Source organism: Polynucleobacter sp. JS-JIR-II-b4 (genome assembly GCF_018687815.1).
In the GTDB taxonomy this organism is placed as follows: domain Bacteria; phylum Pseudomonadota; class Gammaproteobacteria; order Burkholderiales; family Burkholderiaceae; genus Polynucleobacter.
This window is the reverse complement of the sequence record NZ_CP061306.1, coordinates 1,339,530-1,352,664: the sequence shown is the minus strand read 5'-3', so window position 1 is coordinate 1,352,664 and position 13,135 is coordinate 1,339,530. Positions and strand designations below refer to the sequence as shown.

Genomic DNA, 13,135 nt, shown 5'->3' with positions numbered 1-13,135 from the left:
TTTTAGCTACCGCTAAAGCTACGACGTTGACCGCCAGCCTTTGGTTTAGCAAAACGCGGGCCACCTGCTGGACGTGAGTCACCAGAGCGTGCCGGACGTGAGTCAGCAGAACGCGCAGGACGTGAGTCAGCAGAGCGCGCTGGACGTGAATCACCTGAACGACCGCCGCCAGCATTACCGCCACCGAAGCCGCCGCCAGAGCGAGACTCTGAGCGAGCACCTGAGCCATAACGGCCACCACCGCCACCGCCAGAGCGATTGCCACCGCCGAAGCCGCCACCAGAGCGACCGCCACCAGAGCGATTGCCGCCACCGCCACCACCAAAGCTTGGCTTGGCTTGTGGCTCAAGACCGGCAATGACTGAAGCAACGATATCTTGCTGTGTGAAGCGTTCGATATTGCGGATCTTCGCGCGATCACGATGTTCAACCAAAGTGATAGCAACACCATTACGACCTGCACGACCTGTACGACCGATGCGATGTGTATAGTCTTCTGGTTTCATTGGCAAGCCAAAGTTAATCACGTGACTAATACGTGGCACATCGATACCACGAGCCGCTACGTCAGTTGCAACCAAAATCTTGGTGTGACCTTTACGTAAAGACTCGAGACGGCGCATACGCACAGCTTGAGGCATTGCACCATGTAGGGCAGTGGCTTCATAGCCATTGGCACGCAATGTGTCAGCAATTTTTTCGCTCTCAACTTGAGTGCTTGCAAACACAACTGCTTGATCCAAATCGGCATCAGCCAAAATGTGCTCGAGCAATTTATGCTTGTGTGACATGCTGTCAGCCCAATGTAACTTCTGTTCAATGTTGGCGTGCTTTTCACCTGCGTGAGCAAGTTCAATACGCTTGGCATCTGTAGTCAACTCGTTTGCTAAAGACATAATCTTTGGCGCAAAAGTTGCGGAGAACATCAAAGTTTGGTTGCGGCCTGCGCAACGCTTGTCAATAGCCTCAAGGTCATCAGCAAATCCCATGTCAAGCATGCGATCAGCTTCGTCGATTACGAGTTGTTTAACATCATCTAAGCGAATTGCTTTGCTATCGCACAAGTCGAGCAAACGACCTGGAGTTGCAACAACTAACAACGCACCTTTCAATGCCTGGATCTGCTTTCCGTAAGGCATGCCACCCATCACAGTTGCGATACGGATACCTTTCATGCCACGAACTAAGTTCACTGCATCAGCAGAAACCTGCTGAGCCAATTCACGAGTAGGGCAGAGCACTAACACTTTAGGTTGTGCGCGACCTGGTACAGGTGAGTTGTTCGGGTTGTCTTCGATGAGTTGATTAATCAAAGGCAATAAAAAGGCTGCGGTTTTACCGCTACCGGTTTGGCTGCTGACCAATAAGTCACCACCAGCTAAAGCCGCAGGAATAACCTGAGCTTGCACGGATGTGGCTTGGGTATAACCCAGTTCAGCAACGTTTTTAAGGAGTGATGCCGCTAGGGCAAAATTCTGGAACTCAGTTCCAGTGCTCTTTGAGTCTTTCGACTCGTGATTAGTTTCTTTAGAAAAAGTCATGCTATTACACATCCCCTTTAAGGGATGTCTCCGTATGTTGCACCCATTGTTTTTTATAGGGTGCGATGGTCAAAGGCATCGACCATCAGACAAGCGGCAGCGTTGTTGTGTTTATGACTTCTAAACTAATCGCTGAAATAGAGCTGGGGGGCGATGAATCAAATTGCTTTAAAAAAGCCTCCTATTATGGCATTTTCAGCACTCGATTACAAGGGTTTTCCCGACTTAATTCAGAAATAGAGGTTTAAAGCTTCATCTTCTGAGCTTAGTAATAGAAGTATTGCTTGTTTGACTCTCTATTTGAGATAACGCAAAAGCCACTCAGTCATTTTTCCATATGGAGGGCGCGCTGTTTTAGTTCCCTTGAAAAGGTTTAAACCAAAGAAGCCGCGCACTTCCAGGATCGACTTTTGATGACTGAAGGTATTAAAGCCTGCTTTGCCGTGATAACTTCCCATGCCACTCGCACCCACTCCACCAAAAGGAAGATCTTCAATGGTGATATGTAGAAGCGCGTCATTTATAGTGACGCCACCAGAGCATGTTTCATTTAAAACACGCTTCATATTCTTTTTGTCTTTGCCAAACCAATATAGAGCCAAGGGATTGGGTTTGTTGTTGACATAAGCAATCGCTGCCGAGGTATCTGCAACAGTCACGATCGGCAGTATTGGTCCAAAGATTTCTTCATGAAGAATTCGGGCTTCCGGCGGAACATTGATCAGTGCGATAGGTTCAAACGGTCTTGCGCCAGCACAAGGGTTGTTGAGCAAAGGAATCACTTTTGCACCACGGTCTAGAGCATCACTGACTAGATGCTGCCAGTATTCCAGTTGGCGCTCATCAATAGGGCCCGTCAGTTCTTCAGGGTTGCTAAATTGGGTTTGAGCTGCAGTTTGTAATTCTTGAATAAATTCTTCTTGAATGCTTGGTTCTAGCAAAACATAGTCAGGGGCAATACAGGTTTGACCACCATTCAGTAATTTTCCATAAGCAATAGAGGCAGCAGCATCTTTGAGTTTGGCGCTCTTATCAATGATGACGGGTGTTGTGCCCCCAAGCTCTAGGGTGACTGGCGTGAGATTCTCTGCAGCAGCACGCATCACTTTTTTGCCAATAGTTCCTGAGCCAGTGAAGAAAAGATGATTAAAAGGTAGCGCTGAAAATTGCTCGGCTACTTCTGGGCCGCCAGTAGTGACACAGAACTCGCTAGGGTGGAAATATTCTTGAATGAGGCTGGCAACAAAACCTGAGGTGCGTGAGCTGCGCTCAGATGGCTTGAGCCAAACGCGATTACCAGCAGCAAAAGCAGCGATTGCTGGAATGAGGGCCAATTGAACCGGATAGTTCCAGGGACTCAGAATGCCAACTACGCCTAGTGATTGACTTTGAACCCAAGCCTGCGAGGCGCCCATGTGTGTTGGAACTTCTCTTTGCTCAGGCTTCAACCATTCTTTGAGATGCTTGCGGGTGTACTTGCAAGCCTGATAAATCATCTGGCATTCAGCAAGTCTCGTTTCTACTGGGTGGCGCACCCCAAAGTCAGCCTCGAGGGCTTTGCAGATTTTTTCTTCATTTGCCTCAATCATTTTTTCAATGCGAGCAATTCGATCCAGTCTCACTTCGAGGGTGGGGTTTGGTTCTGCAGCGTAGGCTGCTCTCATTTCATCGAGCTGGATAGTGAAGCGATTCATAGTCTATTAATAGTTGGCAGGTATTGGAATAAGGCATTAGGATAAAGCCATGGAAACAAATTTAGATAAAAAAGAACCTCTTTTAGAGCGTGCCACCTTGGGTGGGGGCTGTTTTTGGTGTTTGGAAGCGGTTTACCAGCAAATTTCTGGAGTTCGGTCGGTGGTTTCTGGCTATGCCGGTGGCGCTAGACCTAATCCGACGTATGAGGCTGTTTGCACGGGTGTATCTGGCCATGCCGAAATTGTCGACATCTTGTTTGATCCGCAAATTGTTTCATTTAGGGATTTATTAGAAATCTTTTTCGTGATTCATGATCCGACTACCTTGAACTATCAAGGCAATGATCATGGCACGCAATATCGCTCGGTGATTTTTACGCATAGTGAAGGGCAGTTCAAGATTGCGCACGAGGTTGTGCAAGAACTTGAGGATTCAAAAATTTATGCTAATCCAGTGGTGACGCAGATCGATTCTGCGCCAACCATTTATCCTGCAGAAGACTATCACCAGAATTATTTTCAGCAGCACCCTAACCAAGGATATTGCATGGCGGTAGTTGCGCCTAAGCTGGCTAAATTTAGAGCGAAATTTAAATCGCTCATAGCGCCACAATATTCCTGAGGGTTAACAGTCTCTAGGGTGCTAGGCGATTTACTCGCCAGTTGGCACCTTCTAGTTTGTAGTGCATGCGGTCATGCAATCTAGATGGGCGTCCCTGCCAGAATTCAATTTCAGTAGGGCGTAAGCGGTAACCACCCCAATTCTCTGGGCGTGGGGGTGTATCACCAAACTCTGTCTTAAAACGTTTTTCCGCTTCTTCTAAGAATTCACGGTTTGGGATGGCAGTGCTCTGAGGCGAGGCCCAGGCACCAATTCTGGAGGGGGCTGGGCGAGAATGGAAATACTCATCGCTTTCGGCTGCGCTAACCCGCTCAACAGCACCCTGAATACGTACCTGGCGCTCTAATTCATGCCAATGGAAGAGGAGGGCTGCTTGAGGGCGGATGGCCAAGTCTTTGCCTTTTTGACTCTCGTAGTTAGTAAAAAAGGTGAAGCCGTTTTGGTCTGCGCCTTTTAGTAAGACAATACGGGCTGATGGATTGCCAGCTTGGTTAGCCGTTGCCAAGGTCATGGAGTTGGGTTCAGGACATTCTGCTTTCACCGCCTGATCAAACCAAAGCTTGAAAAGCTGGAGCGGGTCTTGGGGAACCTCGGTCTCTGAGAGCTGACCAAAGGTATAGTTTTTGCGAAGTTGTGCAATGGAGTCCATTTATTCAGTATAAAGAGAAGCTATGGCAGAAGACAAGGTAGAAGGCAGCTTAGAAAATCGTCGTTTTGGCGGGGTCTCACGACTCTATGGGCCAGAACTGCGCGAGCGCTTTCTGAATGCAACGGTAGTGGTGGCTGGTCTAGGGGGTGTTGGGTCCTGGGCGGCAGAGGCCTTAGCTCGTACGGGTGTCGGGCACCTTGTCATCATTGATTTTGATCATATCTCCGAAAGCAATACCAATCGACAGCTGCACGCCATAGAAGGGCAGTTCGGCAAAGCAAAAGTCGAGGCGATGAAGGAGCGCATTCTGCAAATTAATCCAGAGATCAATTTGACTGCTTGTGATGAATTTTTGGAGCCAGAAAACTTAGATCGACTTATTCCAGAAAATGCATTGGTATTAGACGCGACCGATTCAGTACAAACCAAAATTGCTTTATCAGTGTGGGCCGTGAAAAATAATCGTGCTTTAGTTATGTGTGGCGCCGCTGGAGGGAAGTCAGATCCCACATCGGTGCGCTGCGAAGATCTTTCTCGTACTGAACAAGATGCTTTATTGGCTAAGGTTCGCCAAGGACTCAGACAAGATCATGGGTTCTCCAGAAATCTGAAGAAAAAAATTGGCATTCGTGCGATCTACTCGCATGAACCACGAGCGGGGGCTTCCAGCGGAGGTCTGGCCTGCTCGGGCTATGGCTCTACCGTGATGGTAACGGCTGCTTGTGGGCTTGCAGCTGCCGCAGAAATTCTGAATCTCATCTCTGCACAGTAAGTTTTTCTCAAACATTGCTGTAAATCCTTAAGGGGATTCCCTGTAGGAAATTACTGATTCTTTTGCAATCAGAAATAATTTATTTCAATCCCTGCGTTGATTTCAAAGGCATTTCAATATTTGTCTAAATAGATTTATTTAATTAGTCACTTTAGTAATTTTTCTCCCCTAGTGCTGATCACCAGTCCTCCCTAGACTTTGCTCCGTTGGTAAATCGCCAACGACAAATCGAAAGGAGGTCTCTCTTGCAGACTGAACACAATGGCTTAAAACGTCACCTCAAAGTACGGCATATTCGTTTGATGGCCTTAGGCTCAACGATCGGCGTTGGATTATTTCTAGGGTCAGCAAGCGCAATTCAAATAGCGGGCCCATCCATTCTTCTGGGTTATTTGCTGGCAGGCATTGTTGCTTTCATTGTTCTGCGGACGCTTGGTGAGATGGCGGTGCATGAACCTGTAGCCGGTTCTTTCGCGGCCTACGCCAATACCTATGTGGGTCCACTGGCGGGGTATATGGTGGGCTGGGGATACTGGACTTATTGGATTGTGGTTGGCATTGCTGAAGTTACAGCGGTTGGCATCTATATGGGCATTTGGTTTCCTGAAACGCCGCAGTGGATTTGGGCACTGTCCTCCATTGTGATGATGGGCTTAATCAATCTGATTGCCGTAAAGGTATTTGGGGAGTTTGAGTTTTGGTTTGCCCTGATCAAAGTGGTGGCGATTGTCGCCATGATTGCACTGGGAGGTTCGGTTATCTTGTTTGGTTTTACGAATGATTGGCAGCCCATTGGCCTCAGTAATTTATGGCAGCACGGTGGCTTCTTTCCAAATGGCATTAGTGGAATGTTGCTCTCATTGCAAATGGTCTTGTTTGCTTATGTTGGTATAGAAATGATTGGTCTTTCTGCGGGCGAGGCTGAGAACCCACAAAAAACCATTCCGATGGCCATTGATTCTTTGGCTTGGCGCATTCTGATTTTTTACATGGGCGCCATCCTGGTTATTTTGGCAATCTTTCCTTGGAATCAAGTTGGGCAGCAAGGCAGTCCATTTGTGGTGATGTTTGAGAGGCTGGGCTTGCGAGAGGCAGCTGGCTTAATTAACTTTGTCGTGATCACTGCAGCACTCTCTTCTTGTAATGCAGGTATCTTTAGCGGTGGACGCTTGTTGTACTCCTTATCGTCTAACGGCTACGCTCCTAGATCTTTTTCAAAGCTTTCTAGGTATGGCGTTCCTCATCGTGCAGTGATGACTACGGTTGGGGTCTGTATGTCGGGCGTAGTACTGAACTACTTTGTGCCTGACAAAGCCTTTCAATACATGATGGCTGCAGTGACCTTTATTGGCTTAATGGTTTGGATCGCGATCTTGTTTACACAGATCAAATTCCGTCGCTCGCTCTCTAAATCCCAAGTGGCGGAATTAGGGTATCGCGCTCCCTGGTGGCCTTATTCCTCATGGTTTGCTTTGGCATTCATTGCTTTGGTTGTGGTGCTAATGGGCTTTCATGAGGATGCACGGATCGCACTCATAGTGGGGCCGTGTTTATTGGGCGTGTATCTCGCAATGTTCTATGTCGTGGGGTTACATCGCAAAACAGCAAACCAGCGTGACTTTAAATAATAGGAGAAGGTAATGATTATTGGCGTACCTCAAGAAGTAAAAAATAATGAGTTTCGGGTGGGATTAACCCCAGGTAATGTCAGCGGACTTTGTAAGCAGGGACATTCTGTCCTGATCCAGAGAGGAGCGGGTGAGCAAATCGGCTTAACGGATGAGTCTTATCGACTTGCTGGTGCTAGCCTGGTCAATAGTGCGGCTGAAGTATTTCATAGGGCCGAGATGATTGTGAAAGTCAAAGAGCCTCAGGCGCAAGAGTGCGCTATGTTGCGCGAGGACCAAATTCTGTTTACCTATTTGCACTTAGCCCCAGATCCGAGGCAGACAAAAGCTTTGTTGCAATCAGGCGCTACCTGCATTGCTTATGAAACAGTGACTGCTATGAATGGCGCTCTCCCTCTTTTGGCGCCCATGAGTGAAGTAGCGGGTCGCATGTCCATCCAGGCAGCTGCATCGCATTTAGAAAAAACCAATGGTGGCTTAGGTGTGTTGATGGCGGGTGTACCTGGCGTATCACCGGCCAAGATTGTCATTCTGGGCGGTGGCGTCGTGGGCCGTAACGCTTTGCAAATGGCGGTCGGTATGGGGGCTGATGTTTGCATCTTTGATCGTGATATTGATCGCTTGCGTCAGATCGATATGTTCTATGGCAATCGCGTCAGAACTTTTTATTCTGACAGCTTGTTGATTGAGCAAGAAGTGTGTGAAGCGGATGTCGTGATTGGAGCAGTTTTGCTACCTGGGGCAGCAGCTCCAAAGTTGGTGACGCGTGAAATGATTAAAACAATGAAGCCTGGTTCGGTTGTGGTGGATGTTGCCATTGATCAAGGCGGTTGTTTTGAAACATCCAAGCCTACTACGCATGCTGATCCAACCTTTTTAGTAGATGGCGTACTGCATTATTGCGTAGCCAATATGCCTGGAGCAGTTGCGAGAACATCTACCTTTGCCTTAACCAATGCAACTTATCCGTTTGTTGAGGCTTTGGCAAACCGGGGGGTGATGAAGGCACTCTCAATTGATCATCACCTGCGCAATGGTTTGAATGTGCACAAAGGGGTGTTGACATCAAAGCCAGTTGCAATGGCTCAGGGCCTAGACTATGCGCTGGCTGAGGAGCTTTTAGTGGCATAGCAATATATTTCCAAAATGAGTGGGTCTAGTGAGCGCTAGGATTTAAACTATCTCTGATACGCAAAACTTACTGGACCCACATCATTTATGGATTTTTCAGCCTTAACCCTCTCTGCCGGGGTAGTTGCCCTAGCAGAGATGGGGGATAAAACCCAATTGCTTTCATTAATGCTTGCGGCTCGCTATCCCAAGCAAGCATTAGCGATCATTGCAGGCATCTTTATTGCCACTATTGCTAATCATGCCTGTGCTGCATTATTAGGTCATTGGCTTACGACTTTAGTGTCGCCAGATGTGATGCGTTGGATTTTGGGTTTGAGTTTTTTAGGAATCGGCTTATGGTTACTTGTGCCAGATCATATCGATGATGCAGCTGGCTCTAGGGTAACTGATAGGGCTCTCCAAGTATTTTTGCTCACGGTAGGCTTGTTCTTTTTGGCCGAGATGGGCGATAAGACGCAAATAGCGACCATTGCCTTAGGCGCCCGTTACGAGGACGTATTCTCCGTAACGGTTGGCACCACATTGGGGATGATGCTGGCAAATGCCCCCGCCGTCTGGATTGGTCAGAAATTCACGAAACGTGTGCCCATTAAGTGGGTGCATGCAGTGGCAGCCGTCACCTTTATTGCAATTGGCTTGGCTACCCTGATATGGGCCTGAGATAGCGAACCAACCCGTCTGCCAGCCAAGACTTAAAATAGGCTCATGAAAACTGATCTCCCCCAGAGCTTTCGTAGGCTCGAATACTTACCGCCTGTATACACCTTCGATCAAGTCGAACTCGATATCGCTCTGGATCCAGCGCGAACTATTGTGAAAAGTCGTATTGAGGTTTTGCCAGGCAAAAGTTTTAAGGTAGGAGCCCCCTTGGTTTTGGTCGGGCAAGAGCTTGAGTTTGTTAGTTTGCGCATCAATGGTGAGGCTCATCGTCATTTTGAATTAACACCAGAAACACTAACGATTCATACGCTGCCAAATGAAGGTAAAGAAAAGTTTGTCGTAGAAATTATTTGCGTTTGCGTCCCAGAAAAAAATACTACTCTGATGGGCTTGTATGTTTCCAACGGGAACTTTTTCACTCAATGTGAAGCAGAAGGTTTCAGAAAGATTACTTACTTCTTGGACCGCCCAGATGTGATGGCGCGTTATCGCGTGACATTGCGTGCGCGCGAAACAGAGTGCCCGGTGCTGTTATCCAACGGCAACTTACTGACTACAGAAAAACTACCTAATGGATGGCATAGCGCTACTTGGGAAGATCCGTTTCCTAAGCCATCCTATTTGTTTGCCTTAGTTGCTGGTAAGTTGGAATGTATTGAGGAGACCATCACCACTAGCAGCGGCGCTAAGAAGTTACTGCAGATCTGGGTTGAGCCGCATGACCTCAAGAAGACTCGACATGCCATGGACTCCCTAATTGCCTCTATTCATTGGGACGAAAAGCGTTTTGGACTGGAGTTGGATTTAGAGCGCTTCATGATTGTGGCGGTAAGCGATTTCAATATGGGCGCAATGGAGAACAAAGGGTTGAATATTTTCAATACCAAGTTTGTTCTTGCTCAGCCAGAAACTGCGACAGATGCAGACTTTGCCAATATTGAGAGTGTCGTTGCTCATGAATACTTCCATAATTGGACAGGTAACCGCGTTACTTGCCAGGATTGGTTCCAGCTATCCCTGAAAGAAGGTTTGACTGTATTTAGAGATCAAGAGTTTTCTGCTGATCAAATGGGTAGTGAATCCGGTAGGGCGGTAAAGCGAATTGAAGATGTTCGCTTGCTTCGTCAATTGCAATTTCCTGAAGATGCGGGTCCGATGGCGCATCCAATTCGTCCGGATGAGTATCAAGAAATCAATAACTTTTATACCGTTACTGTCTATGAGAAGGGTTCAGAAGTTGTTAGGATGTATCAAACTCTTTTGGGTAAAGACGGCTTCCGCAAAGGAATGGATCTCTACTTTAAGCGCCATGATGGTCAGGCGGTTACCTGCGATGATTTCTTGGCTGCGATGGCAGACGCCAATGGCAAGGACCTGACTCAGTTTAAGAATTGGTACAGCCAGGCAGGCACCCCAAGGGTTAAGGTGCAAGAGTGCTATGACGCCGCTAAGAAGCAGTATCAGCTGACGCTGACGCAAAGTTGTGCGCCTAGCCCAGGCCAGCCGGAGAAGAAGCCTTTTCATATTCCGCTGAAGATGCGTTTAATTACCAAGGCAAATGACCAAGCTGAACAGCTATTGGAATTAACGCAAGAGAGTCAAACCTGGACTTTTGACGATATTGAAGAGCGACCAGTGCTTTCAATCAATCGCAACTTCTCTGCGCCGATTAATTTAGATTTTGAGCAATCCGAGGCAGATCTTCTGACTTTGTTCTCAAGTGATGATGATGCATTTAATCGTTGGGAAGCTGGTCAGAAGTTAGCGATGCAAATGATTCTGAATCATCGTTTGCCGGATGAGAAATTGATTGAGGCGTATCGCAATATTTTGCTAGACCCTAATTTGGATCCCGCCTTTAAAGATCTGGCTTTAACGCTGCCTGCAGAGTCTTATTTGTATGAGCAATGCACGAGCGTTGATCCTCAGGAGATATTTTCTGCGCGACGCGCTTTCCGTAAAGAGATTGCCAAACAGCTGCAACTTGAGTGGGCCGCCTTGTATCAGCAGATGCAAACACCTGGACCATTTAAGTCTGATGGGGTAGATGCTGGTAAGCGTGCCCTGAAAAATCTAGCATTGAGTATGTTGCTGGAGGCGGCACCAGCAGTATGGGCACCAATGGCAGCCAATCAATATCAAATTGCTGACAATATGACTGACCGTTATGCGGCCTTATCTGCATTAGTGGTGCACGGCGCAAAACAAGCTAAAGATTGCTTAATTGATTTTTACAATCGATTTGCGAATGACGCCTTGGTAATCGATAAGTGGTTTGGCCTGCAATCTAGTCGCCCCCCTGTTGACGGTCTTGACTCCACTCTCGCCGAGGTGAAGAAGCTCCGTGAGCATCCTGCGTTCAAGCTAAATAATCCAAACCGAGTTCGTAGCGTGATTCATTCGTTCTGCGCTAACAATCCAGCTAGCTTTCATCAGGCGGATGGCAGTGGTTATGAGTTCTGGGCCGATAGCGTATTAGCTCTTGATCCCATCAATCCCCAGGTAGCGGCTCGTCTTGCAAGAGCGCTGGACCGCTGGCGTTTATTTGCTCAACCCTATCAAGATCATATGAAAGCAGCTCTAGAGCGTGTTTCTGCATGCCCAACACTCTCTCCCGATGTAAGGGAAGTGATTGGAAAGGCGCTGGGTAACTAAGAAGTTAATGGAGCTTATTGCCGTACGAAATACCCAATCGAATTGCAAGCTTTTCTAGGCTCTTATCCAGAGTCCAAAGCTGGGCATTTTCTGAAAGCAGAGTTGATGTAAGGAGTGACATATCAATAGCCCCACATCCAGACTCTTGGAGTTGATGCTTTTCAATAAACTCCAATATTTCATAAGGGGTGGCTATAGTTGCTTGTCGTAATTTTTTAATATAGCCCAAGGTTTTAGAGCGTGGCGATGGGGGTGATCCGCAGGCTAATTCTATTTGGATTAGGGGATGACACAGTATTTGGTCATTTAGTAGTAGAGCTTCGAAAGATGCATTTGACTTTCTAAAGTGAGCTACCCAGACTGATGTGTCAACTAAAACCATGGTCATGATTACTGGCCATCCTTCGGTTTGCGGCGAGGAGTAGCCTTCATCTGAGGTGATTTACCACCCAATGCTACCAACCTCTTAGCAACTTGAACTCTTATGAATACGTTAATGGCCTCCCTAAAGAGATCAGCTTTATCCATATCAGGGTCAGCAAGATCCAAACCTCTTTGATATAGATCGTCGTCAATCGTGACAGTAGTTCTCATATATATCCCTCATCATTATTGATGCATTATAACATCTAAAATAACATCAAAATTAGAGTGGTTTAGTGCCCAAATGATCATTTAGATGGGAAATATCAATATTTTGAGGTTGGCATTCGGAACAAGGCAAAATAGACCTTAATTTCAATAGAGCTTTGGAGAAATACCTTTGTCCTCAAGTACCCATATTAATTTCAAGCAATATTTGGCCTCCACAAAGCCGGCTGGCGCCGCTATCCCGGTTGGATTGCAAGATTTGCTGACCGCGGTTGTTAATACCTGCTCAACTCTCAGTCATGAAGTAGCGCAGGGCGCCTTGATTGGCTTATTGGGTTCCGCGGGCACTGGCAACGTACAGGGCGAAGTTCAGCAAAAGCTCGACATCATTGCAAACGATTTGCTGATCGACGGCGTAAAGGCTTGTAAATCACTCGCAGGTTTAGCTTCAGAAGAGATGGAGCTGCCAGTTCCAGTTCAAGGTACAGGTGACTACCTTCTGTTATTTGATCCACTTGATGGCTCATCGAATATTGATGTGAACGTTTCGATTGGAACCATTTTCTCAGTCCTCAAGAAGCGGGACCCGAATGCACCGTTACAGACCTCTGACTTTTTATTGTCAGGACGTCATCAAGTTGCTGCGGGTTATGTGGTGTATGGTCCTCAAACCACGATGGCCTTAACCTTGGGTGATGGTGTGGTGATGTTTACCTTGAATAAGGTGACTGGTGAGTTTTTGCTCATCAAGGATGCGGTCAAGATTTCTCATTCGACTAAAGAGTTTGCAATCAATATGTCCAATATGCGCCATTGGGCTGACCCGGTTCGTCGTTATGTTGAAGAGTGCTTAGCTGGCGTTAGTGGGACGCGTGACAAGGATTTCAATATGCGTTGGATCGCTTCCATGGTGGCGGATGTGCACCGTGTTTTATCTCGTGGCGGGGTATTTATGTATCCATGGGATCAGCGTGAACCACACAAGCCAGGTAAGTTACGCTTGATGTACGAGGCAAATCCAATGAGTTTTCTGGTAGAGCAAGCGGGTGGTGCCTCTACCAATGGCACGGATCTCATTATGGATTTGCAGCCAACTGATCTCCATGAGCGTGTTTCTGTAATGCTCGGCTCAAAAGAAGAGATTGATCGCATCATGCACTATCACGCATAAGTAATCTCACTTCATAAT

Annotated in this window: 12 protein-coding genes; 7 read left to right on the top strand and 5 right to left on the bottom strand. The window is 47.2% G+C overall.

Going from position 1 to position 13,135, the window contains the following annotated elements:
- Positions 1 to 2 precede the first annotated feature (2 nt).
- Entirely contained in the window at positions 3 to 1,541 is a 1,539-nt protein-coding gene (locus ICV90_RS06795; RefSeq protein WP_215357420.1) for a DEAD/DEAH box helicase, read from the bottom strand.
- Positions 1,542 to 1,837: 296 nt separating this feature from the next.
- Positions 1,838 to 3,235 (bottom strand): coniferyl aldehyde dehydrogenase, encoded by a 1,398-nt coding sequence (locus ICV90_RS06790; RefSeq protein WP_215357418.1) that lies wholly within the window; start codon positions 3,233 to 3,235, stop codon positions 1,838 to 1,840.
- Positions 3,236 to 3,284: 49 nt separating this feature from the next.
- On the opposite strand from ICV90_RS06790, the gene msrA reads away from it, so the two are divergent.
- Entirely contained in the window at positions 3,285 to 3,857 is a 573-nt protein-coding gene (gene msrA / locus ICV90_RS06785) for a peptide-methionine (S)-S-oxide reductase MsrA (RefSeq protein WP_215357416.1), read from the top strand.
- Between the two features lie 13 nt (positions 3,858 to 3,870).
- Here msrA and pdxH read toward each other — a convergent pair whose 3' ends face one another.
- Entirely contained in the window at positions 3,871 to 4,506 is a 636-nt protein-coding gene (pdxH, locus tag ICV90_RS06780) for a pyridoxamine 5'-phosphate oxidase (RefSeq protein ID WP_215357414.1), read from the bottom strand.
- Positions 4,507 to 4,528: 22 nt separating this feature from the next.
- Between pdxH and ICV90_RS06775 the strand changes: the two genes are divergently transcribed.
- From ICV90_RS06775 to pepN, 5 genes are all read left to right on the top strand, one after another.
- Positions 4,529 to 5,278 carry a ThiF family adenylyltransferase gene (locus tag ICV90_RS06775; protein WP_215357412.1) on the top strand — a complete coding sequence of 250 codons (750 nt, stop codon included), beginning with the start codon at positions 4,529 to 4,531 and terminating at the stop codon, positions 5,276 to 5,278.
- A gap of 245 nt (positions 5,279 to 5,523) precedes the next feature.
- Complete coding sequence (locus tag ICV90_RS06770; RefSeq protein WP_215357410.1) at positions 5,524 to 6,906, top strand: amino acid permease; 1,383 nt, start codon at positions 5,524 to 5,526, stop codon at positions 6,904 to 6,906.
- A gap of 12 nt (positions 6,907 to 6,918) precedes the next feature.
- On the top strand, positions 6,919 to 8,037 hold the full coding sequence (gene ald / locus ICV90_RS06765; protein ID WP_215357408.1) for an alanine dehydrogenase: 1,119 nt from the start codon (positions 6,919 to 6,921) through the stop codon (positions 8,035 to 8,037).
- Positions 8,038 to 8,124: 87 nt separating this feature from the next.
- Positions 8,125 to 8,700 (top strand): TMEM165/GDT1 family protein, encoded by a 576-nt coding sequence (locus ICV90_RS06760; RefSeq protein ID WP_215357400.1) that lies wholly within the window; start codon positions 8,125 to 8,127, stop codon positions 8,698 to 8,700.
- A 45-nt stretch (positions 8,701 to 8,745) separates the two neighbouring features.
- Positions 8,746 to 11,355: an aminopeptidase N gene (gene pepN / locus ICV90_RS06755; RefSeq protein ID WP_215357398.1), complete on the top strand. Its 2,610-nt coding sequence runs from the start codon at positions 8,746 to 8,748 to the stop codon at positions 11,353 to 11,355.
- Between the two features lie 4 nt (positions 11,356 to 11,359).
- Here pepN and ICV90_RS06750 read toward each other — a convergent pair whose 3' ends face one another.
- Together ICV90_RS06750 and ICV90_RS06745 are read right to left on the bottom strand one after the other, a co-directional pair.
- Entirely contained in the window at positions 11,360 to 11,743 is a 384-nt protein-coding gene (locus ICV90_RS06750) for a type II toxin-antitoxin system VapC family toxin (protein ID WP_215357396.1), read from the bottom strand.
- 2 nt (positions 11,744 to 11,745) lie between these two features.
- Entirely contained in the window at positions 11,746 to 11,949 is a 204-nt protein-coding gene (locus ICV90_RS06745) for a type II toxin-antitoxin system VapB family antitoxin (protein WP_215357394.1), read from the bottom strand.
- A gap of 169 nt (positions 11,950 to 12,118) precedes the next feature.
- Between ICV90_RS06745 and ICV90_RS06740 the strand changes: the two genes are divergently transcribed.
- On the top strand, positions 12,119 to 13,117 hold the full coding sequence (locus ICV90_RS06740) for a class 1 fructose-bisphosphatase (RefSeq protein WP_215357393.1): 999 nt from the start codon (positions 12,119 to 12,121) through the stop codon (positions 13,115 to 13,117).
- The last annotated feature ends 18 nt before the right edge of the window (positions 13,118 to 13,135 follow it).